General features: G+C 66.1%; 16 protein-coding genes and 1 pseudogene. 9 read left to right on the top strand and 8 right to left on the bottom strand.

All coding sequences use genetic code 11. The features are described from left to right. Window positions 1-130: 130 nt before the first annotated feature. From OHA88_RS00330 to OHA88_RS00320, 3 genes are all read right to left on the bottom strand, one after another. Window positions 131-958 carry an alpha/beta fold hydrolase gene (locus tag OHA88_RS00330; RefSeq protein ID WP_328623704.1) on the bottom strand — a complete coding sequence of 276 codons (828 nt, stop codon included), beginning with the start codon at window positions 956-958 and terminating at the stop codon, window positions 131-133. Between the two features lie 986 nt (window positions 959-1,944). Further along, window positions 1,945-2,532, bottom strand: a complete 588-nt coding sequence (locus tag OHA88_RS00325) for a TetR/AcrR family transcriptional regulator (protein WP_328623703.1) — start codon at window positions 2,530-2,532, stop codon at window positions 1,945-1,947. Window positions 2,533-2,805: 273 nt separating this feature from the next. Further along, window positions 2,806-3,222, bottom strand: a complete 417-nt coding sequence (locus OHA88_RS00320; protein ID WP_328623702.1) for a CBS domain-containing protein — start codon at window positions 3,220-3,222, stop codon at window positions 2,806-2,808. Between the two features lie 1,467 nt (window positions 3,223-4,689). Between OHA88_RS00320 and ltrA the strand changes: the two genes are divergently transcribed. Continuing rightward, window positions 4,690-6,468 (top strand): group II intron reverse transcriptase/maturase, encoded by a 1,779-nt coding sequence (gene ltrA, locus OHA88_RS00315; RefSeq protein ID WP_328623701.1) that lies wholly within the window; start codon window positions 4,690-4,692, stop codon window positions 6,466-6,468. A gap of 104 nt (window positions 6,469-6,572) precedes the next feature. Further along, a complete protein-coding gene (locus OHA88_RS00310; RefSeq protein WP_328629542.1) occupies window positions 6,573-7,970 on the top strand; it encodes an IS1380 family transposase in 1,398 nt (465 codons plus the stop codon). A gap of 290 nt (window positions 7,971-8,260) precedes the next feature. Here the strand turns inward: OHA88_RS00310 and OHA88_RS00305 are convergent, their stop codons facing one another. Next, on the bottom strand, window positions 8,261-9,685 hold the full coding sequence (locus OHA88_RS00305; protein ID WP_313934998.1) for an MFS transporter: 1,425 nt from the start codon (window positions 9,683-9,685) through the stop codon (window positions 8,261-8,263). 68 nt (window positions 9,686-9,753) lie between these two features. Next, window positions 9,754-9,930: a hypothetical protein gene (locus OHA88_RS00300; RefSeq protein ID WP_313941832.1), complete on the bottom strand. Its 177-nt coding sequence runs from the start codon at window positions 9,928-9,930 to the stop codon at window positions 9,754-9,756. A gap of 501 nt (window positions 9,931-10,431) precedes the next feature. On the opposite strand from OHA88_RS00300, the gene OHA88_RS00295 reads away from it, so the two are divergent. Then, complete coding sequence (locus OHA88_RS00295) at window positions 10,432-10,986, top strand: winged helix-turn-helix transcriptional regulator (RefSeq protein ID WP_328623700.1); 555 nt, start codon at window positions 10,432-10,434, stop codon at window positions 10,984-10,986. Between the two features lie 46 nt (window positions 10,987-11,032). After that, window positions 11,033-11,218: pseudogene (locus OHA88_RS00290) on the top strand (transposase); the annotation flags it as partial. 191 nt (window positions 11,219-11,409) lie between these two features. Here the strand turns inward: OHA88_RS00290 and cynR are convergent. Further along, window positions 11,410-12,315, bottom strand: coding sequence for a transcriptional regulator CynR (gene cynR / locus OHA88_RS00285; protein WP_328623699.1), 906 nt, complete (start codon window positions 12,313-12,315; stop codon window positions 11,410-11,412). A 121-nt stretch (window positions 12,316-12,436) separates the two neighbouring features. Between cynR and OHA88_RS00280 the strand changes: the two genes are divergently transcribed. Together OHA88_RS00280 and cynS are read left to right on the top strand one after the other, a co-directional pair. Then, window positions 12,437-13,036, top strand: a complete 600-nt coding sequence (locus OHA88_RS00280; RefSeq protein WP_313934995.1) for a carbonic anhydrase — start codon at window positions 12,437-12,439, stop codon at window positions 13,034-13,036. An 88-nt stretch (window positions 13,037-13,124) separates the two neighbouring features. Continuing rightward, window positions 13,125-13,595, top strand: coding sequence for a cyanase (cynS, locus tag OHA88_RS00275; RefSeq protein WP_267009174.1), 471 nt, complete (start codon window positions 13,125-13,127; stop codon window positions 13,593-13,595). Window positions 13,596-13,798: 203 nt separating this feature from the next. On the opposite strand, the gene OHA88_RS00270 is transcribed toward cynS, so the two are convergent. Beyond that, window positions 13,799-15,937, bottom strand: a complete 2,139-nt coding sequence (locus OHA88_RS00270; RefSeq protein WP_313934994.1) for an ATP-binding SpoIIE family protein phosphatase — start codon at window positions 15,935-15,937, stop codon at window positions 13,799-13,801. A gap of 739 nt (window positions 15,938-16,676) precedes the next feature. On the opposite strand from OHA88_RS00270, the gene OHA88_RS00265 reads away from it, so the two are divergent. Then, the gene (locus OHA88_RS00265) at window positions 16,677-16,991 is read left to right on the top strand and encodes a hypothetical protein (RefSeq protein WP_328623698.1); all 315 of its coding nucleotides are present in this window, start codon (window positions 16,677-16,679) and stop codon (window positions 16,989-16,991) included. Window positions 16,992-17,288: 297 nt separating this feature from the next. Here OHA88_RS00265 and OHA88_RS00260 read toward each other — a convergent pair whose 3' ends face one another. Beyond that, a complete protein-coding gene (locus tag OHA88_RS00260; protein ID WP_313934992.1) occupies window positions 17,289-19,124 on the bottom strand; it encodes a helix-turn-helix domain-containing protein in 1,836 nt (611 codons plus the stop codon). A 113-nt stretch (window positions 19,125-19,237) separates the two neighbouring features. Between OHA88_RS00260 and OHA88_RS00255 the strand changes: the two genes are divergently transcribed. Together OHA88_RS00255 and OHA88_RS00250 are read left to right on the top strand one after the other, a co-directional pair. Next, window positions 19,238-20,992 carry an FAD-dependent oxidoreductase gene (locus OHA88_RS00255; protein ID WP_313934991.1) on the top strand — a complete coding sequence of 585 codons (1,755 nt, stop codon included), beginning with the start codon at window positions 19,238-19,240 and terminating at the stop codon, window positions 20,990-20,992. Between the two features lie 45 nt (window positions 20,993-21,037). Next, complete coding sequence (locus tag OHA88_RS00250) at window positions 21,038-21,949, top strand: YceI family protein (RefSeq protein WP_313934990.1); 912 nt, start codon at window positions 21,038-21,040, stop codon at window positions 21,947-21,949. Window positions 21,950-22,262 lie beyond the last annotated feature (313 nt).

Genomic DNA, 22,262 nt, shown 5'->3' with positions numbered 1-22,262 from the left:
ACGCGCGGTGTGCGCGGATCGAGCCGTTACTCCCGGACCGGACCCCGAAGCGGGGCGGGCGGTGGCGGCACCAGGGTCGCAGCGGGTGCACCTGTACCGCGGGCCGGGCAGGCAGCGGGCCCTCCTCGGCTCAGCTGCGTGCGAAGTCGAGCAGGTCGCTGTTGAACTGTTCGGCGAATACGGGCACCATCGACAGGCCGTGAGGGGCGCCGGGGTAGACCTTGAAGGTTGCGTCCTTGACGAGCTTGGACGACTTGTTGCCCGAGGCCACGATCGGAACGATCTGGTCGTCGTCGCCATGTGCGATCAGGGTGGGGACATCGAACTTCTTCAAGTCCTCGGTGAGGTCCGTCTCGGAGAATGCCTTGATGCAGTCGTAGGCGCCCTTGATGCCCACCGACATCGACCAGAGCCAGAACTCGTCGCGGGTGCCCTGGGTGACGGTCGATCCCTCGCGATTGGCGCCGTAGAACGCTGCGCTGAGATCCTTGTAGAACTGTGAACGGTCCTTCGCGACGCCCGCTCGGATCTCGTCGAAGACCTCGATCGGCAGTCCTTCGGGGTTCGCTTCGGCTTTGAGCATCAGCGGGGGAATCGCGCTGAGCAGCACAGCTTTGGCCACCCGGCCGGAGCCGTGCTTGCCGAGGTAGCGTGTGACCTCGCCCCCGCCGGTTGAGTGTCCGACCAGGATGGCGTCGCGCAGGTCGAGCGTTTCGATGAGCGATGCCAGGTCGTCGGCGTAGGTGTCGAGGTTATTTCCGTCCCAGGTCTGGCCGGAGCGTCCGCCGCCGCGCCGGTCGTGGGCGATGGCCCGGAAACCATTGTCCGCCATCAGTTTCAGCTGGGGGTCCCACGCATCGGCGATCAGTGGCCAGCCGTGGGAGAACACGACCGGCTGGCCCGATCCCCAGTCCTTGTAGAAGATCTCTGTTCCGTCTTTGGCGGTGACGAAGGGCATGGTGCGAGTCCTTTCGGACATATCCAGAACACGGTGCTTCGGCGGAGTTCTATGCCAGGCCTGAACATGAACTTCCTGCCCACTGTGCCGTGATCGCCGACCAGCAGTAGACGTACGGAGAATCGACGGGGATGGCAGCAGCGAAAGGTGACCGGAGGAGGATGTCGTCCCAATCACGCTACCCGAGAAGCGGTATATCGGCGCGCCGCCCAGACCAGTGTTCCCCTGCCACAGGACATCGAGCGATTGCGTTCCCGCAGCCGCGTCGCGAGGCGGCGGCCACCTTGTATTGAGGGCCAACATGTTTCTTGCCCAAGGAACGCACCCTCCTTGCCGAGGTCTTCCCGAATGGGGCCCCCGCCGTGTGGTCGGCTGGACGACCGCCGAGCATCTGAGGCTGGGGATCGACTTGGTCGCCGACGCTCTCAAAGCCGCATCGCCGCTAGCGCCGCGGGGTGAGGGCGACCATGGCTGCTGAGTGGGCGGTTGGAGCTGCAGCAGGCGTTGCGGAAGATGCGCCAGCGTTGTAGAAGTCCGCCACGGTCCGCCTAGTGTTGTCCTGCTGGTTTGCTCCCAACTTCGTCGGGCCTCACTACTTCGATCGAGGCGCTCTCACGCCGTCTCCCTGGAGAAAGCAAGCCCGTTGAGGCGCCTTGGTTGCTAGGACCTGGGAATCAGGTCCAAAGGCTGATCGCGGACATGATCATTGACGGACACCTGGCGGCGGATGCTCCAGCCGATGGCGATCGCCGCAAGGAGAAGTCGCGAAAAGCGGCAGACGTGGGCCCTCAACACCACTTGAACGGTCCCGCTCTGATCGGCGGGTGGCCCTGCGACCCAGGCCCTATGCGGTTGACTCCCACACGCTCGGCGCGAAAGACGTCGGCAATGGCTCTGCACGCCCCACGGGCCAGGGTTGCCGCTCGTCGCGGACGGGGTCGAACACGCCGAACATCGCGCCGCAGGGCGGCCTCACGCGCGTCGGGTCAGGGGCGAGGGAGGCTCAACAACGCGGTGCGGCCGATCTGCATGAGTGCCGAGGCGTCCATGTCGGTCTTGGCGAGGAACTCGATTCCCTGTAGGACCGCGAGCAGCAGGTTGCCCATTTCCTGCGGATCGGCACCTTTGGCCAGGTCGCCTTCCCGTTGTGCATCCTTCACACAGGCGGCCAAAAGGTCTTGTGCCTCCTGATAGGTCGCCCGGGCGCGAGAGACCACTTCGGACTCCTGGCCGTGCAGTTCGGAGGTGCTGTTGGCCAAGAAGCACCCGCGGCGGCAGGCATCATTCGCGTAACCGCCAGCGGCGCCGTCGAGGAGGCGCCCTAGGCGCTCCAGCCCCGAACCAGGTCCGGTGAGTATCTGCCGGACGCTGTCGAGCTGCTCCCTGCGATAGTCGTCCAGTGTGCGCAGGAAGAGCTGGCGTTTGTCGCCGAACGCCCCGTACAGGCTTCCTTTGCCCAGTCCGGTGGCTGACATGAGGTGTTCCAGCGATGTAGCCGTATAGCCCCGGTTCCAGAACTGCTCGCGCGCGGACTGTAGAACCTGGTTCTCATCAAAGCTTCGGGGGCGCGCCATCCGCCCACTCTAACAGTTCTTGACTTTTCAGTCCATTTGCATGAGGGGTCGCTCCCGAGGGTTCCGGTCGGTCGCCCGGCATGAGTTTCCACGGTGGTTCGCCGACGGCGAGGGGATGAAGGATCTGCCTACGACTCGGTGGTTCTGCCCTTATCGGCGGTCTACCGGTGCCTTCGGCGCGCGGTCACCTCCCAGATCGTGATCAAGAGGAGGAAGGGCTGCTGGGAGCCCGCTGTGGAGAGGTGGAAAAGATGCCGGGGGGCAACGTGGCGATCAGTGGTTGGCCTGGGCGTTTCCGAGTGCGATGAGTACCTCTCGCGCATGGGCCGTCTCAGCAATGTCGCTTAGCGAGAGAAGTCTCACGAGATGGCCGTCGTCCACGACAGGTAGACGGTGCAGTGCATGGTCGCACATCAATGCAGCGGCCTCGCAGAGAGTGGTATCGGAGGTGACGGTTACCAGGGCTCCGGACGCGGCTTGTTGGGCCGTTGCGCTTCCCGCGATCACACCTTCGGCAGTGACGCGGACCGTGATGTCGCGGTCCGTGATCAAGCCGTGAAGAATGCCGTCATGGACGACGAGGACGCAGCCCACGTTGGCGTCACGCATACAGGCGGCAACCGAAGTCAGAGCGGTGTAGGGCGGTACGGTAACGACGTCGCTGGTCATCGCGTCTCGAACCAGGTTCACAGGCTCCTCCTGTCGTAAGCGGTTTCAACCACGATGTGGCACACAGGGATGTCCTGAAGTGTGCGGGTATCCGGCGGCCTTCGACGGAACTTTCCGGCGATGATCCACAGGGGGGCACCGAAGTCTCGGCTGTCTGGACGAGAGAAATCCGAGGCAGAGTTTGCGATGCGACGGTCCGGCCATGGTCGCTGGCTTCGCGATCTGTACGACGTGTAAACCGCGAACATGATCCCCGGATCGCTGTGCAGGGCCGGTCATGCTTGCCCCTTTGCGTCGGCTGCACCGACATAAGCATCCTTGAGCGGGCAGGGAGCCCATGACTCTTGCGGTCAACCGAACTTCCCCTGGTGTTTGCCATGTTGGCCGAACAATGTACTTGCATTCCGAAGGAAAGCTTTCCCAATTTTCCCACTGTTGCTGAGGTCTCGCCATGTGTGCCCCACTTGGCATCAATAGCGCTGCGTCCACGATCAACAATCTTTGGAGTTGTTCGGCGGCGGATGCCTGCAGGTCGGAGTGGAGTCGCTGGGGAGTAGATGCTGCAGTCCGTGCGGGGCGGCGCACTTGGCTAGCCGCTACCGTTCTTGCTCCCCGCTGGGCCGAATAGGACGCCCAAACCACCGACCACGCACCGGAATCGGCGGTCAGATCCCAGTCAGCCGCATCACCAACCTGCCCGGACAACACACCTAGCCTCGCCGTTTCACTTGGTGTGGGGCCGGGTTCTGTGCGGTAACGCGAAAGTGCCTTCTGAGCTGGGACGATGAACCTTGTCGAGGGGTTCTGTCGGTCCAGGCGGAAGGCACTTTCTGCGTGCAGGTGCGACACGAGGTCGCGTGTGTTGAGTGGATGCTTTTGGAGAGGGGGTCGGCGATGTTGCCGACAACAGGGTAATCCCGGGTTCGTGTCCGATGATCCGTTCCCACCTGGACGTGCGTCGCTGGTAACGGCGGGGTGCGAAGCTCCGGGGAGAAGCCCAAGCGCCGCCGTTCCACCCGGTGGCAACAGGCAAGGGAAAGACCGGGCGGGCGAACACCCGTGAACCCTCGATGACGTCTCGTGAAGAAAAGCCCTGCCGGTGGGACGCGACAGCAGGGTGCAGGGCGGGCCGCTGAAACGCGGCAGGCGCCGGGCGGATCTGCATGCCGCCCGGGAGGACACCGCCGCCCCGGGATATAGAGGGCGCCCAATCCGGTCGCATCTCGCACACGCGGAACGTGGAAACCCCGACGGAGGCCGCCGCTCTCGGATGGGCGGCGGTGGGCCGACCGTGAGGAAGGCTGATGTCTCCGGCGGGACAGGACGGCTCAAGAAGCGAAGGCCGGCAGGCCGAAAGGTCAGAGGAAACCGGGACAGCACGAGTGGCGGCCTCTCCGCCACCATCCCGGCCAACTCGCCGGATACCGGGCAGGTTTCCGGGTCCGAAAGGACGCTGACGTGAGCCGGGTGAGTCTGTGAGGAGGGACGATGACGACAGGGACAGCACCGAAGGACAAGTTGGACGCCGCGGCCACGGCTGGGGTGAACGGACCGGAGGGCGACTTCTTCGCGGACTGGGACAGTATCGACTGGGACCAGGCGGAGAAGAACGTACGCCGCCTGCGTCAGCGCATCTTCACGGCATCGAGGGACGGTGACCTGGCGAAAGTCAGGAACCTGCAGAAACTGATGCTCCGGAGCCTGAGCAACACGCTGGTCAGCGTGCGCCGGGTGACGGAGGTCAACGCCGGACGGAAGACAGCGGGGATCGACGGTCAGGTCGTGCTGACCGCCCCGGGCAAGGCAGAGTTGGTGCGCTTCATCCAGCAGCGCGGAAGTATCTGGCAGGCCCGTCCGGTCCGGCGAGTTTTCATCCCGAAGGCAGGGGGACGCAAACGGCGCCCACTAGGAATTCCCGTGATCATCGATAGGGCTCATCAGGCCCGCGCGTCGGCGGCGCTGGAACCCGAGTGGGAGGCACGCTTCGAGGCGAGGTCATACGGCTTCCGCCCGGGCCGGGGCTGTCACGACGCGATCGGGGTCATCTACAACACGCTCAACGGCAAGAACCCGCAACGCGTGTGGATCCTGGACGCCGACCTGGCGGCGGCATTCGACCGCATTGACCACGACCGGCTTCTGGCCCGGCTCGGCACCTTCCCCGCACGGGGACTGGTCCGGCAATGGCTGAAGGCCGGGGTGGTGGAACGCGGCCGAGTCACTGCGACGCAGGAGGGAACTCCTCAAGGCGGGGTGATCAGCCCAGTGCTGTTGAACGTTGCCCTGCATGGGATGGAGGCGGCTGCGGGTGTGCGGTATTACCCTCCGGGCCGACGGCCCGGAGAGATCATGCCGGACGCCCCGGTGCTGGTCAGATACGCCGACGACCTGGTGGCGATGTGCCACAGCCGCGAAGCGGCTGAGCAGGTCAAGGCCCAGCTTGCCGATTGGCTCGCGCCCCGGGGGCTGGTCTTCAACGAGGACAAGACACGTATCGTCCACGCGGAGACCGGTTTTGACTTCCTGGGGTTCAACGTGCGCCGTTACCGATGCGACAAGTTGCTGATCAAGCCCAGTAAAGCAGCCGTCAGGCGGATCCGGGCCAGGTTGCGCGAGGAGGTCCGTGCCCTGCGGGGCGCGGAAACTCTCGCCATCTTGCGGGCGGTCAACCCGATCGTTCGCGGGTGGTCGGCCTATTACCGGACGGTGGTGTCCAAGGAGGTCTTCGCCTCACTGGACTCCTATCTGTGGCAACTCACCTACCAGTGGGCTCTGCACAGGCACCCGAAGAAGTCGAAGCACTGGATCACCAGCCGGTACTTCGGCCGATTCAACACCGCCCGGGAAGACAGATGGGTATTCGGCCACCGCGACAACGGTGCCTACCTCGTCAAGTTCGCCTGGACGAAAATCATCCGGCACCAGTTGGTGAAGGGCACCTCGTCCCCAGACGATCCGGCCCTGACCGACTACTGGGCCAACCGGCGGCGCAGAAGCGCACCGCTGCCACTGGACCGGGCCACGATGCGTCTGCTCCAGACGCAAATGGGCCGCTGCCAGTGCTGCGGGCAACTGCTTCTGCATTCCGACCAGCCCCCACAGTCCCCAACCGGGTGGGAGCAATGGCTCCGCACCACCCGGAAAGCGATGAAGGCACGACACATCGCCTACCAGGGGACGAAGACGCCGGACGGGGCTCAACTCCGCCTTGCTCATGCCTCATGCCTCCGACGCCGGAAGGTGTCAGGCAACGGAAATTCTGCATAGTCCCAAGAGCCTTCAGGACTTGCTTGAGCCGTATGCGCGGACAACGTGCACGTACGGTTCTGAGGGGGCGAGGGCGCCGAAATGCGCCCTCGCTACCCGACGGTATCGGTTCGCGTCCCAAGCTCCATGTCTCTGCTGACGGTGCCGGGGTGGTTGGTCACGCCGGGGCACGGTTGCTGGCTGATCTCGCCGATGCCACCGAACTGACCAGCGCGTACTCCACCGCGTTAGGACCACTTCGGCGACGCGGCACTGGTCACGACCCGGGCCGGATCGCCACCGACCTCGCGGTGATGCTGGCTGATGGCGGGGAAGCCATCACGGATCTGGCCGTGCTGCGGGACCAGGGCGAGGTGTTCGGCCCGGTCGCCTCGACACCGACGGCCTGGCGGCTGCTCGCCGACATCGACGAGACCGGACTCGCTCGGCTGCGAGCGGCCCGGGCCCAGGCACGGGAAGTGGCCTGGCTGCAGGCCGCCGAGACCCGCTGCGGAATACCGGCGGCAAAAGCCGGCGGACGAGAACTGCCCGGCCTGGTCCTGGACCTCGACGCCACGCTGGTGACCTGCCACTCCGAGAAGGACCAAGCCGCACCCACCTATAAAGGCGGCTTCGGATTCCACCCTCTGGTGTGTTTCCTGGCCAACACCGGCGAGGGCATGTCCGGGCGGCTGCGGCCCGGCAACGCCGGAGCCAACACCGCCGCCGATCACATCGCGGTGCTGGACGACGCTCTCGCGCAGATCCCCGACAACCACCGGCACGGCACCGACATCCTCGTCCGCACCGACAGCGCCGGATCGGCGAAAGCCTTCCTCGCCCACGTCCGAGACATGCGGATACGAGGAATCCGCACCTTCTTCTCGGTCGGATACGCGGTCACTGAACCGGTCCGCCGCGCGATCCGGGCCCTGCCCGAACAGGTCTGGCACCCCGCCCTGGACCAGGACGGAACACTGCGTGCCGGCGCCACGGTTGCCGAGCTGACCGGCATGGTCGACCTTGCCGGCTATCCGGACGGCACCCGCATCATCGTGCGCCGCGAGCGCCCGCACCCCGGAGCCCAACTGTCCCTCTTCGACCAGGACGAGGGCCTGCGGCACCAGGTCTTCCTCACCGACACACCGTTCGCCAGCGGGGGCTCCGCCCAGTTTCTGGAGGTCCGCCACCGCGGGCATGCCACCGTCGAGGACCACATCAGGTGCGGCAAGACCACCGGCTTCGGCCGCTTCCCCTCCCGCCACTTCCTGGTCAACGCCGCTTGGCTCGAACTCAGTCTCGCGGCGATCGACCTTCTCGCCTGGACCCGCGTCCTCCTGCTGGACGGCGATCTCGCCACCGCCGAACCCAAGAAACTGCGCTACCGAATCCTGCACGTCGCCGCCCGGATCACCCGCGGCGGCCGCCGCCTGCGCTTGCGGATCTCGGCGACCTGGCCCTGGAGACATGAACTCACGGCCGCATTCCACCGCCTGGCCGCCCTGCCTCGCCCCGCCACCTGAGCGACCGCCCTCTGATCACCCGCGACCCGAAGGACCTTGGAGAACCCGGCCCACCGCGCCGGGCCCTCACCATGCCCACCGACCGACACCGCTCCAAACGACCCCGCTCAGCCAGCCATCAGCCGCAACTGAAACGGCGAGGCTAGACGGCCTTAGCTCGGCAGGCGAGCCTCACCGAGGTGACAACCGCTTCAGTCTTCTTGTTGGGCACAAGTGGTCTTGGATGGTGCCCGTGAAGCTTGCGGCACCCTGATCTCCGCACGGAGCCGCCATCGCCATGGTGCTGTACGTCATGACATCTCAGGTGTGACGGTCAGGGCGGCAGAGGCGCTGTCGGAGGGTGTGCTGCGGGGGGTCATACGCAAGGCGGTCAGTGCGCCGACGAAAGCCACGGCGGCAATGGTCCACCGCGCGAGCGTGAAGGCCGCGTGTGTGGCGGTATAGGTGTGGGGGACACTGACAAGCGCGATCAAGATGCTTACTCCCAGGACTGCTCCCAGTTGGCGGCTCATGTTGACGATTGCGCTGCCGGTGGCAGCACGGTTGTTGGGGAGGTCGGCCGTGGCCGCGGCCAGGATGGTGGGCAGGGCCAGACCCACGCCCATGCCACTCAGCAGCCAGCCCGGCAGCGCCTGCGTGAGGTAGGCAGGCTGAGCGCCCAGGCTCAGTTGCAGCACGATGATGCCGGTGCCGAAGAGGGCCGATCCCACCGCGGTGATCCAGCCGGCCGGCACTTTGTGAGCGACAGCTTGGGCGAGGGAGGCGAACAGCGGCACCATCAGGGGTCCCGGGGTGATTGCCATGCCGGTCCTGAGCGCCGAGTAGCCCCATACCTCTTGCAGCCACATGACGGTGGCGAGCAGGCCGGCGGCGAACGCGGCTGTGAAGGCCAAGGCGGTGGCGTTGGACCAGGCGAATGAGGGCACGCGCAGGAGCGCCGGTTCCACCACGGGGGAGGTGTGGCGTAGGGAGCGGCGCCAGAAGACAGCCATGCCCGTGAGAGTCAGCCCCAGACATACAGCGGTCCTGGGGCTGTCCCAGCCCCAGGAAGGCGCTTGGACCAGCCCGAGAGCTAGGACGCTGATACAGGCCAGAAGAACAGCGGCGCCTGGGAGGTCCGGCAGCCGGGTGTCCACGTCGTGTCGGCTGGCGGGCAGCGAAGGAAGCGCCAACAGGAAGGCAGCAGCGCCGATCGGCACGTTGACCAGGAAGATCCAGCGCCACGAGGCCTCGGCAAGGAGGCCTCCAACGACAGGTCCTGCGGCGGCCGCGAGACCGCCTGTGGCAGCCCAGACGCGCACTGCTCGCTCTTTCCGGTCGGCGGGCGTGGCAGTGAGGAGCAAGCCGAGGCTCGTGGGAGTGAGCAGGGCGGCGCCCATTGCCTGTATTCCCCGAAAGGCGACCAGGGGCCACAGACTGTCGCTCAAGGCGCATGCGGCGCTGGCGGCGGTGAATACGGCCAGGCCACTCAGGAAGCCCGCCTTTTGCCCGAAGCGGTCAGCCAGGCGTCCCAGGGGAACCAGAAGGGCCGCATACAGGATCGCGTAGGCGTTGAGGATCCAGCTCAGGTCGGCCAGCGAACTGTCTGGGAACTCTTGCCCGATGTCCGAGAAGGCAACGTTGACGATGAACAGGTCCAAGCTGGCCATGAACGCGGCAACGCAAAGCACCGGCAGTACCCAGGCGGTCTTGCCCGTCTGGCTTTGATTTTCCATAGCCAGACGCTACCCATCCGGCTATGGCCGACGCAAGCCAGATGGGTAGCGAACTCGCTGTCCGCTCGTCACGTGGACGGCTCAAGGCGCCGCCAGCTGGCCGGCCCTCTCCCCGCGCGCTGAGTGCCTCGGTACGCGGGACGCCGATGTGTGGCCTTCCCGGCCGGTGTGACGGTGGTGGCGTGGTGTTCGCCCTTGCCGGCGTCCAGGCCGAGGAAGACGTCGGTGTCGCCGGTGTCGATCACGTGCAGGCCTCTCCATCGCGCCCTCGTCTGGCCTGCCACGGCACCGAGCTGCCACATCCACGTTGCGGAGAGCTCCTCCGGCCTGGGTGAAGCCGGTGCTCAAGCCCCTCATCGGCGGTCCGTCGATGCTTCGGACCCGGCGGCACCCCCCTGGATCATCAACAACAGGAGGGGGAAGTCACGCCGCACCCGAAGGCCGGAGGCGCCATTGCGGAGCCACGAAAACGGTAACGGGGGCCGTACCCGACTCGCGCCGGATGTTGCCGCGGCGATCGAGCACTGCCAGCCGGTCTTCTGGAGGCGGTCACGTTGGCCGCCCACCGTGCAGGCTGCGCGGCCAACGGGGAGCGAGGCGTCCGACGTTGCCGAAGGCAACGTTGACGAAGGCGGCCGTGTGTAACACCGGTAGATCCCAGCCAACCATGTTTGGCTTCTGCTATCCATGGCCAGGGCGCTAATGGCCTGAGTAGGGAAATCTCAAGCCAGCGTTAGTCTTGGCGCATGTCGACAGAAGCTGCACACCTAGACGGACCGGTGGCGGACCGGGACGGCTGGATCACTGACCGTTGCTCCCTTGACCGCGCTGTGCGCGCGGTCGGCAGTCGCTCCGCAATGCTGCTGATACGCGAGGCCTTCTACGGCACTCGGCGCTTTGACGACTTCGCGCATAGGGCGGGCATTTCCGAAGCTGTCGCTGCCTCGCGCCTGCGCGAACTCGTGGCTGTCGGTGTTCTTGAGCGTCGCCCCTACCAGGAGCCTGGCACGCGCACCCGACATGAGTACGCGCTCACGAAGAGAGGCCGCGACCTGTTCCCTGTGGCCTTGGCTCTCATTCAGTGGGGCGACCGTTACCTCGCCGACCCGGCCGGACCACCACTCCTTTTCACTCACCACAACTGCAGCACGCCGCTCAGGGCAGGCGTCACCTGTGAGGCGGGGCATGAGGTTCCACTCGGCGAGGTTGGCGTCGCCTTTGCGCCGAACAAGTTGAACGGATCAGACCTCAGCTCTGCTTCCACGCTCTCGGAGGGCGGGGAGACGGCAAACGACGATTAGGCCCTATTAGCTGTCTTCAAAGATCATGCGGGTGGTGGATTCTGGTGTGGTACGTCGACATGAACTCACAGACCAGGAATGGGAGTTACTGGCTCCCCTCGTACCCCTGGCCGTGACCGGAAGGCCTCGGGTTGACGACCGCCAGGTCATCAACGGCATGGTCTACAAGATCCGCACCGGCATCACCTGGCGTGACTTGCCCGAACGCTACGGCTCGTGGAAAACGGTCAGTAGTTCATTGAGGGTGATTGCCGGGTCCACAAGGTCTCGATTGCCGCCTGGGTCTGTTGACCGGCCGACGGGTGGGTTGGGACAAAAACCCGATGCAGGGTGTCGGACGGTGTCCGGCCCTTGCCTGCCTGAGTCGGCGTCTTTGGGCGGCAGGGCCGACCCGTCACATTGTGGCGTCCACTGCCTCCCTCGTCAGAAGAGGTTGAAGCCGTGGGCATGTGCCCAGTTGGTGGCCCGGCTGGTGAAGGCGCGGGCGGCGGCACTTTGGTACGTGCTTTCACGATGCAGGAGTGTGACGGTGCGGGAGGGGAGTGCGGGGGAGAGGGGGATGGGGGCCAAGTGGGGATGGCCGCGGGTGATCGCGTCGGGTAGGACGGTCGCGAGCGGGGTGCGGGTCACGATTTCGGTGAGTGCGTTGATGGAGTTGGCCTCCAGTGCGATCCGTGGCTGCACGTGGTGTTCCGCGAGGTGCTGGTCGATGTGCTGGCGGGTGGCGAAGTCACCGCTGAGCAGGGCGAGATGGCGTTCGCGAAGGTCGGTGATGGGCAGGGGGCCGCGCCTTTGGATGTCGGGGTGATAGGGGCCGACGACGAGGCTGAGGGTCTCGATGAACAGTGCGGTGGCCTCGATGCCCGGGTGATGGGCGCCCAGGAAGGCGATGCCGAGATCAATCCGATCGCCGAGCAGGTCGGCTTCGATGCGGGTCTGGGGCATCTCTCGCACGTCCAAGGTGATGCCCGGATAGCGGGCATAGAAGTCGGCGACGAGGGGGCCCGTGAGGTAGGCCGTAAAGGTAGGGGTGACAGCGAGGCGTAGGTGCCCACGGGAGAGGTTCTGCACGTCCAGCACCGCCTGCTCGCCGGCCGCAAGGTCCTGTAGCGCGCGCTGGGCGTAATGGGCGTAAGCGGTCCCGGCGTCAGTGAGGCGTACTGTGCGGCCAGTACGGTCCAACAACTGGACACCGAGGGCTTTTTCCAGCTGCCGGACCTGCTGAGACAGGGTGGGTTGCGAGATGCGCAGGCCCTCGGCGGCGCGGGTGAAGTTCCCGTGCTCGGCCACTGCGAGCAGGTATCGCAGATGGCGCAGTTCAGGCTTCACACCCATCATTATAGATGCGGTCGATGGAACTCAGTGGTAATGAGTCTTGGACGCTATAAGGGCAGCTCGTGCACAGTGAATGGGGTAGACCTCATCGGCAAACCACCGGAAGGAGCACGGCATGCGTCATCTCGCCGAGGGCATCACCCGCTTTCAGCGGGAGGTCTTCCCCGCCAAGGCAGGGCTCCTCGCTCAGCTGGCCACCACCCACCAGCCCAGCACGCTGTTCATCGGCTGCTCTGACGCCCGTGTCATCCCCGAGCTGATCACCCAGGCCGATCCCGGCGAGCTGTTCGTCATCCGCACTGCCGGCAACCTCGTCCCCCTCTACACCTCCGGCGCCGACGGCATCGTCGCCAGCATCGAGTACGCCATTGCCGTCCTGGGAGTGAAGGACATTATTGTCTGTGGACACTCAGCATGCGGTGCAATGACCGCTCTCGCCCAAGGCCATGACCTGACCGACACCCCGGCCATCGCCGACTGGCTGCGCCAAGCGGCTGCCGCCCGGGACCTCAACGCACCCGCCGGAAGCAGGCAGACAGTCGCCGCATTGGTACGGGAAAACGTCGCCGTCCAGCTGGCGAATCTGGCCACACACCCCTCGGTGGCTCATGCGCTGGCCAAGGACAGTGTGCGGTTGCACGGCTGGGTCTTCGACATCCCAACTGGAACCGTCGAGGAACTCGACGCCGGGCCGCACCGCTCCCTCGTGGCCTGACCCCCCGGCCCAGTCTGGCCGATCCACGGGACCATTTCTTCCGCTCTTCGCACTTTCATGGGGGGACCGACTGAAAGGAAGCAACGTCATGATGCACGCCCAACTCGACAACACCGCCCGCCAGCAGCTCGCGGTCACCGCGGTCGAAGCCAAGACCCGCAAGGACCTCACCTGGCAGCAGATCGCAGACGCTGCCGGCCTGTCCGTGGCGTTCGTCACGGCCGCCATCCTCGGCCAGCACGCGCTGCCGGAGAAGTCGGCCGAGGCCGTCGCCGAACTCCTTGGCCTCGACGACGATGCGGTGACACTGCTGCGCAGCATTCCCACTCGCGGCTCCATCGAGGGCGGCATTCCCACCGACCCGACGATCTACCGTTTCTACGAGATGATCCAGGTTTACGGCACCACGCTCAAGGCCCTGATCCACGAGCAGTTCGGTGACGGCATCATCTCCGCGATCAACTTCAAGCTCGACGTAAAGAAGATCGCCGATCCCGAGGGAGGCGAGCGCGCCGTGATCACCCTGGACGGCAAGTACTTGCCCACTAAGCCCTTCTAGTGTCGCCTGCGCCGGAAATCACGGACTTAGTCTCTTGCTGGTTTTCAGTGGCTCGTGGAGTCACCTTGCTGAGGTAGTCGGCGAGGGATTTGAGGATCTCGTCGGCTGCCTTGGTCCAGGTGAAGGGCCTAGGGCCTCCACCGCCTTCCCGGTGCGTCGTTCCGGCCAGGTGTCGGAGAGCGACGGCGCAGGTCTGTATTCCTTTATTTAGGAATGTCGAGCCACACTGTCTTTCCTCGACCGTGGGGAGAATTTCCCCACGCGGAGGAAAGGATTTCCACAATGCTTAGCCCCCTTCCGTGCTCCGCCGCGGCGTTCGCCTCGTCGGAGTCGGTGATGGATGTCGGCACTGGAGGCTTGGCGTCGGTGTCACGGACCTCGAAATGAATGCGGTCGGGGTATTCGCGGAGCCATACCTCGACATCGCTGTCGGCGTGAATGAGGGCATTAGTGACGATTTCGGAAGCCATCACTTCCATGTCGTCGGCAAGTCTCTGCAGGTCCCGTCTGAGCAGGTAACTCCTCACGAACCTTCGCACGGACCTCACGCCCTGGATGTCGTGCCTCCGTATAGCCATCCGGTCGACCCTGCGGACCGAGCCGAGAGGATTACCCTCGTATAGAGCGAACAGGAGTGCCATGTCGTCCCGCTGGCGCTCGGGGCGCTTCGACGCGCCCATGAGGAGCAAGTCCGCAATCTTGTGCAGGGAACGGGCTTCGACTCTGTCGGCTGAAGCGAGAAGGCCGCGTGCGTCGACCACCGGGTCGCCGGTGGGGGAGTTGACGATTCCATCCGTGTAAAGCATCAGTAGTGTCTCCGGGCGGATGGTGAATTCCGTGCTGCTATACACATAGCCAGGCTCCACGCCGAGCGGGAGGTTCGGCGGAGCGTCCGGCGCTATGATCCCGGCCTCGGGGCAGCGAAGGAGCGGAACCGGGTGACCGGCCAGGGCGATCTCGACGACCCCGCCTTCCGGATCGAGTCGGACGAAACAGCACGTGGCAAAGAGATCGGTGTCGAGTTCGGCGAGCAGTTCGCTGGATCGGGCGAGAACATCGGTGGGCTTGTGTCCTTCCGCAGCATACGCGCGCAGTCCGCTTCGGAGCTGTCCCATGATCACCGCGCTGTCGATGTTGTGGCCCTCCACGTCGCCGACCACGAGACCGGTTTGCCGACCCGGCAGGGGAATGACGTCGTACCAGTCACCGCCCATCCCCGAGGGGGCGGACGCGGACAGGTACCGAGCAGTGATCACCACCTCGGGGAGTTCGGGCAGTGAGCGGGGGAGTAGCTTCTTCTGCAGCGCCTCCGTGAGAGCGTGCTCGCTCTCGGTGAGTTGGGCACGCTCCATGGCCACGGCGAGCTGGGCGGCCATCATCAGCAGGACAGCCTGTTCTTCGGCGCCGATCCATCGCGCGGTCTCAAAGCCGAGCAGGCAGCTGCCCCGGAAGTTTCCGCTGCCCACCAGAGGTAGCACCGCACATGCCTGGATGTCAGCACTCTCCAGAGTGGGGTAGGCCGCTAGCAGTGCCGCGCGATCGGGGAGGAAGAGGGGTTGTCCGGTGCAGAGCACATCTGCACCGGGGGTGCTTCTGTCCAGGGGCGCCCCGTGGACCATCCGCACCAGCTCCGCAGGCCCGCTGTGCCCGGCCACCCGGAGTCTGCCCTCTTGAGCCACCGCAGCCACGAATGCGCCGGCGCCGAAAGGCAGCATGATCCGTTCACGCGCAGCTCGCATGACGTCGACCAGCCCCGGCGCCTCGTTGAGCGCGGCGGAGAGTTTGTGTACTTGGTACATCTGCGAGAGAGCGGCTGATCCGGGAAGGTCGGGCAATCCCCAACGTTGCTTCACCTCAGCGGTGGGGATCCCTTCATCGTCCGGGCTTCGGAACATGGGGATGATCAGGGGAGATGCGGTCGGCTTCATGGTGTGATCAACCTGAGACTGGTCGACCAAACCGGACGTCAGCAGTTCCCCCAGCGTAGCCATCCGTTCCTGCAGTCCCTCGCAGGTCTGGCTTGGCGGTACCCAAATCCCGGTCAGCACTCCAAGCTTCTCGTCCCCGGCGATGAGGGGTGCGGCCACGACCGAGTATGGGTAGGGAATCATCCGCAGTGCGCGCTCTTCACGGGAGATCGCATGGGCAGCGTCGGAGGCCACGGTGCGGCCGGTGCGGTAGGCGGCAGCCGTTACGAGGGGGCCGTCGCACGCAATGACCTCGGGGATGGTGAAGACGGCTGGCGGGGCCCCGCCGACTGCGGCTGACAGCAGGTGCGTGCCATTAGCATCATGTGCAGCCAGGTAGACGACGCCGACATAGGCGCCGAACTCGAATCTCATCTGACGGAAGACCTCGGCAAGCAGCTTGCTCCGGTCAGTGGGGGCCGGAGGGGGGTTGCCGGTGGTGTCAGTTCCGTCGTTGGCTGTCCGGGAATCTTTCACGCTTTCCCCACACGGTGCGGCGCGCTATGCGGCTATAGGGCGCGGATTGCGTCATACGGCGACTACGTCCCCGGTTCCTATGTGATGGCACTCATTCAAGTCATCTCACCCCGGTGACTCTGGTGCAACCGCGGCGCGGCGATGCTCTCGCGTCTTGTCTTCAGCATTGGGAAGTGTGTCCGCCTCCCGCAAACCTGCGGGGCCGGTCACGACGGTGAGACCAACGGTTTCGCGGTGAAGGGCGGCGCACCGCGCACCGCCCAGTAGGTGGGGGGAGGGTGCTCGTTGTGGTCCGCTTGTGGACGGCAAGGTCCTGCTGTGCGGGGGTCCCGTTGACGGTGAGCGCGTGGTCGAGGGCCTCGCGTCGGATACTGCCGGTGATCCTTCTGCCTGGGGGAGGTGGGCGCGTGATGTTCCTCGGGCGGCTCGCGGCGTGTCGTGCCGGTGGACGGGCGTCCAGGTCCGGGCGTGGACGCCTCCTTGTGACGCGGTGGTTAGCCCGACGTCGCCGGGGCGGCCTTCAGGAGAGGTTCGCACGGACTGTCTTGTCCGCATGCACCTTGGTCTTCTTGCCTGCGGTGGCGTGGCCGGGGCGCTCGCACGCAGGGTGTGCTTGCCCGGGTTCGCAACGAACAGGGTGAAGAGACCGTCGCCGGCCCGAGGATCGTCCGGCGTCGCGACGGTGACCGCCGTGCTGACCGGATGCTGCAAGTCGGTGATAGTGGCGCCGACCAGGCCCGCCCTGGAGCTGCTGTCACGGACGGTGTCGACGGTCAAGCCGCCAGAGACCGGCACGAGGGTGCGCGTCCCGACGTACACGTCCCCTGGCGTCGCCGCTCGAGGAGGAGTGACCCAGGTCGTCTCCCAGGTCGTGCCGCCGTCGGTGGCGACGTCCACGCTCATCTGCTGGTTGTGCGGTTTCTCCGCCGACTGTCCGCCGGAGAAGTCGTAGACCGGGCTGATCAGTTGGCTGACCGGGTGCGGGCCGATTGGTCAGTTGTCGCTCTCGATGACGGCGAACGAGCCGCTGCCGCCGGTCGCGTCGCCGCGCTGGATCGGGTTGTCGAATTCCCATCCGTTGTCGGTGCGCCGGGAGCGTTGATCACGGTCCAGCCCTTTCGGAGTCGAGCTGGTGGAGTCGACGTTCCCGTCGCGCCGTCGCGTCTGAGTATGTAGCCGACAGCCGTGGCGGTGTCGAGGTCCGTGGTCGGTTCCTGGACGACCGCATGGCTGTAGCCGGGGCTGCTCCTCAGTCTGGCAGTCCCTGGTAGCCACGCAGCTTGCGATACAGCGTTGCCCGGCCGATGCCCAGCGATGCCGCCGCGCGCGCCTTGTTGCCCCCGTGGCGGTGCAGCGCGCCGAGGATCGCCTCGCGCTCGGCAAGCGCCATTGGGCTCAGCTTTCGAGCGGCGCGTGTCTCCCGCACAGCGTCGGGAAGTTCGCCACGGCGCACCGGCCCGGAACTGCGCCGCTGCTTCGCCACCGCCCTTACAAGGTGAGCGAGTTCGGTGATATTGCCGGGCCAGGAGTGCTGTTCGAGCGCTCGCAGCGTGTCGAGTGTCCAGGTCAGCGGCGGCTGCCCGGGCTCCGGCCGGGGTGCGAGGATGGGGAGCAATTCCCTTATGTCATCGGCTCGTTCACGCAAGGGCGGCAGTACGACGGAACGTGCCGCCAGTGTGTCCAGCAGCCGCTGCAGACACGGGCCGGGTGCGGTCCCTGGTGTGTACGTCGCCACGAGCGGCAGCTCCGGTTGCTCGCCGAGCAGGGCGATCAGTGCGGCCACATCACGCTGTGCCAGCTGCTCGGTGTGGCGCAGCAGCATGGGATTGGTCAGAGCGCCCTTACCACCCAGCGACTCGCATTGAGCGGCTAGTTCGCCGTCTGGTGCCTGGGCGGCATCGACGATCAGCGGCCCGATGTCGTTGCGCCGGGCGAGTAGGGCCAGAGCCAGCGCGGTCTTCCCGGTGCCGCGCTCGCCGGTCAGTAGCAACGGCTGCCCGGACTGCGCCAGGTCGAGCGCGAGGCCCGCTGCATGCCGCCACGGCACGGAACTCCCGGCCAGCCTGACCAGCTTGTCCCGCCCAAGCCGTGGTTCACTGAAATGTTCCTTACGAAGGCGGTCTGGCTCACCACGTCGACTTGTCTTTTCGGACAAGTGTGAGGGCGGGGAGAGCACGGCGCTCAGCTCGCTCGGTTCCTCGACAACGGCGAGCACACCACCCGTCCGCAGCGGAGTGACCCGGGCGACACGCCCCTCACCGTCCGGCAGTTCGATGTTGTATGCCTCCGCAGGCTCTTCCCATACCCCTGCCGCCTCCCGTTCGAGCACCGCCAGTGCCTGCGGGGACAGCAGCCGCGCCGCGCCGCCACTCACCAGCTGGTTCCGGCCGTCGAGCGCGAGCACCGCCCGCCCCTCGGCGCTCTCCCGCAGATAGGCGTCGAGCAGCAGACGCTCCGGCGGCCGTGCCGCGGCGGCCAGCTCCGCCTCGACAGCCGCTGCCGTCGCCTCGGCGAGTACGGCGCCCGGGTGCGGAACGCAGTCCGCGCGTAGTCCGCCCACGACCGTTACTGTGCCGGCCGCGCGCCCAGAACCAGGTCCACGGAGCGGAACACTGACACAGGAGAGTTCCTGCCACAGGTCGAGAAAGTGCTCGGGTCCGTGCACCTCGGCGCGAACTCCCGTGCGCAGGGCGAGCGCCACGCTGTTGTTGCCGACGACCCTCTCCGACAGATCACGGCGCAGGGTGTTCGAGGACCAGCGGCCACACCACCACAGGACCTTGCAGCGTTCGTCCGTGAGGAGCAGCGCGCAGTCCCCGCCGTCCAGCGTGGCTGCGAGCCGGTCGAGCACTGGGCGGGCCGCGGCGAGCAGCGCCGAGTCCTCGGTGTCATCGGTACCGGGCGCCGTCGCCAGATCGCGCCGTACTCCGTAGAAACGCGCACGCCGCCAGGCCGCTACAACGTTGTTCGGCACGTCGTCGGGCAAGGGCCGACCCTGCAGGAAGCGCTCGCGCGCCTGGCGTATCCGCTCGAGGGAGAACGCTGTGCCGGAGTCGGCTGTGGGGGAGTGCTCGGTACTGGTCACGACGGCCCTACGGTATCCGGCTGCCGGTGTCTCGAATTGAGACACCCATTCTCACGCGGACAGGTTCAAGATCACTAATGAACAAGTTGTGAGTCCATCTCAGGAGCTACGCAGTGCACACCGTCGAGACCGACGTACTGATCGTGGGCAGCGGCCCCGCGGGATCTTCGGCAGCCCTGGCACTGAGCACCTACGGCGTGCCCAATATCGTCGTGACCCGCTATGCCTCCCTGGCGGACACCCCGCGCGCCCACATCACCAACCAGCGAACCATGGAGGTGCTGCGTGACCTCGGTGTCGAGGACGAGGTCGTGGCCAAGGCCACCCCACAGCAGCTGATGGGCAACACCGTCTTTTGTACCAGCCTCGCGGGCGAGGAGCTGGGGCGGCTGCGCTCCTGGGGCAATGAACCGCTGGTGCAGGCTGAACATGAACTCGCCAGCCCGAGCCGCATGTGCGACATGCCGCAGCACCTCATGGAGCCAATTCTCGCCGACGCGGCGGTTGCGCGCGGTACTTCGCTGCGCTTCGAGACGGAGTACCTGTCGCACGTACAGGACGCGGACGGGGTGACAACCACCGTCAAGGACCGGCTGCGCGGGGACACTTACGAGATACGCGCGAAGTACCTGATCGGCGCGGACGGCGCCCGCAGCCGGGTTGCGGAGAACGCGCGGCTGCCGACCGTCGGTCAGATGGGTGTCGCGGGCAGCATCAACATCCTCTTCGAGGCGGACCTCAGTAAGTACACCGCGTACCGGCCGTCCACCCTCTACTGGGTGCTCGCCCCGGGCGCCACAGTTGGCGGCATCGGCGCGGGCCTCGTTCGCTGCGTTCGCCCGTGGAACGAGTGGATGATCGTGTGGGGTTACGAACTCGCGGCCGGCGCCCCCGACCTCACCGAGGAGTACGCCGTGTCGGTCGTACGCCGTCTCATCGGTGACGCCGACATCCCGGTGACCATCACCTCGTCCTCCGCCTGGACGGTCAACCATCTGTACGCCGAGAACTATCAGGACGGCCGTGTGCTGTGTGCTGGCGACGCTGTACACCGCCATCCGCCGTCGAACGGCCTCGGTTCCAACACTTCCATTCAGGACGCGTACAACCTGGCGTGGAAGCTGAAGCTCGTCCTGGACGGCACCGCCGGCCCGTCCCTCCTCAACACCTACACCGCCGAACGCGCTCCCATCGGCAAGCAGGTCGTCGAGCGCGCCAACAAGAGCATCGGCGAAACCGCGCCCGTCTTCGAGGCGCTCGACGGGCTCTCCCCACAGACGCCCGAGCAACTGTGGGCCAATATCGCCGGGCGTAAGGACACCACCGAGGCCGCCGAGAAGCAGCGGGAACAGCTGCGTGAGGCGATCGCCTCCAAAGCGTACGAATTCAACGCCCACGGCGTCGAGATGAACCAGCGCTACGCGTCGGACGCGATCGTCTCTGACGGCACCGAAGACCCTGGCTTCGACCGCGATCCCGAGCTCCATCACCAGCCCTCCACCAGGCCGGGCGCCAAGCTCCCACACGCCTGGATCACCCGCGGCCGCGAGCAGCTGTCCACCTTGGACGCGGCGGGTCGGGGACGGTTCACCCTGTTCACCGGCATCGGCGGAGACGACTGGACGTGCGCGGCCATGACCGCCACCGAAACGCTCGGTGTCGAGCTCGCCACGGTCGTCATCGGCCCCGGGCAGGAGTACGAGGACCCGTACGGCGACTGGGCGCGGCTGCGTGATATCGCCGACTCGGGGGCTCTGCTCGTACGACCCGACCATCACATTGCTTTCCGGCACGCTCACGCTGCGGCGTCCGGTGACGCGGAGGTGCTGCTCACCGCGGCGCTGCGTCAGATCCTCGGACACGGCTGAACCCCTCTCAATGCTTACCCTGCATTTCCACGAAAGGTGAACACCATGGCCTTCGCACTGCTCAGGCGCAGGCGAACCCAGGGCTTCGGCGGCGGCACGGGCCTCGCTCTGCCCCTTCCGCCCGGCGCAGGCGGCCTCGTCCGCGAGGTGCTGGACCCGTTGGGTCACCCCCTCGGCGGCGTTGACGTCACGGTCACCGCGACTGATACCCAGCGGGTCGCGGCACGAGGCACCACCGATCCGTACGGGCTGTTCTGCGCCGCATTGCCCGCGGGCCGTTACAGTCTGCTGATCACCGCGGAGAGCCTGCAGCCGCACCGCGAGACGGTGGACATCGTCGCGGGGGAGTGCGTGCCGCAGGCCAGGACACAGCTGGACATGGCGCGCCAGCCGGAGCTTCCGTCCCCCGGCGTCTGGCTCTTCGACCCGCCGCACACTGCGATCCGCTTCATCGCTAAGCATGTCGGCATGGCAAATGTGCACGGCCGATTCGAGCGCTTCGAGGGCGGCATCCGGGTCCACGAGAACATGGAGGAGTCGCAGGTCGAGGTCAGGATCCACGCCGACAGCATCACCACGGGCAACAACACCCGGGACAACCACCTGCGCTCGGCGGACTTTCTCGACGTCGAGAACTACCCGTACATCGACTTCGCCAGCAGTCGGTTCGTTCACCGCGGTGGCTCCAAGTGGTCGCTGCAGGGCACGCTGACCATGCACGGCGTCAGTCGCTCGATGGCCCTGGACACCAACTACCTGGGCACGGTCAACGGCGGCTACGGCGAGGAACTGCGCTGCGCCGCCTTGGCCAAGGCTGAACTCCACCGTGAGGACTACACCCTCAACTGGCGCAACATGCTGGCGCGCGGTATCGCCGTGGTCGGCCCGACGGTCAAGCTGGAGCTGGACATACAGGCGATGTACCGGAGCCACGACACCCCGACACCGCCCCGGTAGTTCCCGCGCCGTTGAGCCTGCGCGAAGTCACCTTTATGACACCGGGGATGAAGGTGACATGCCTCAAGGCAGGCAACACGACCTCCCGCGCCCCGTTTGGTTGCCTGACCGATCCGTGGGAAGACTTGCCCCGGTCCACGGGGCTCGGACCTGTAAGCTCCGGTTTTAGCAACGTTGCCGGCCATCTCACGCCGACACAGATGCGGCGTCACCCAGCGGTCGAGACCAGCCCGGCGGGACGCCAGGAAGTCGCTTCCGACCGGCCCGAGTGCCGCGTGATGCTCCGGGCCCCCTCGTCAATCCGTTCCGCTCG

Origin of the sequence: Streptomyces sp. NBC_00353 (assembly GCF_036108815.1) — a bacterium.
Taxonomy (GTDB): Bacteria; Actinomycetota; Actinomycetes; order Streptomycetales; family Streptomycetaceae; genus Streptomyces.
This window is presented reverse-complemented; position numbering and strand designations above follow the sequence as displayed.

Bases quoted from the DNA above. Each gene is read 5' to 3' on its own strand.
- OHA88_RS00330 (WP_328623704.1), bottom strand. From the start codon at position 958: ATGCCCTTCGTCACCGCCAAAGACGGAACAGAGATCTTCTACAAGGAC.
- OHA88_RS00325 (WP_328623703.1), bottom strand. From the start codon at position 2,532: ATGGCGCGCCCCCGAAGCTTTGATGAGAACCAGGTTCTACAGTCCGCG.
- ltrA (WP_328623701.1), top strand. From the start codon at position 4,690: ATGACGACAGGGACAGCACCGAAGGACAAGTTGGACGCCGCGGCCACG.
- OHA88_RS00305 (WP_313934998.1), bottom strand. From the start codon at position 9,685: ATGGAAAATCAAAGCCAGACGGGCAAGACCGCCTGGGTACTGCCGGTG.
- OHA88_RS00295 (WP_328623700.1), top strand. From the start codon at position 10,432: ATGTCGACAGAAGCTGCACACCTAGACGGACCGGTGGCGGACCGGGAC.
- OHA88_RS00280 (WP_313934995.1), top strand. From the start codon at position 12,437: ATGCGTCATCTCGCCGAGGGCATCACCCGCTTTCAGCGGGAGGTCTTC.
- cynS (WP_267009174.1), top strand. From the start codon at position 13,125: ATGATGCACGCCCAACTCGACAACACCGCCCGCCAGCAGCTCGCGGTC.
- OHA88_RS00270 (WP_313934994.1), bottom strand. From the start codon at position 15,937: ATGAGATTCGAGTTCGGCGCCTATGTCGGCGTCGTCTACCTGGCTGCA.
- OHA88_RS00250 (WP_313934990.1), top strand. From the start codon at position 21,038: ATGGCCTTCGCACTGCTCAGGCGCAGGCGAACCCAGGGCTTCGGCGGC.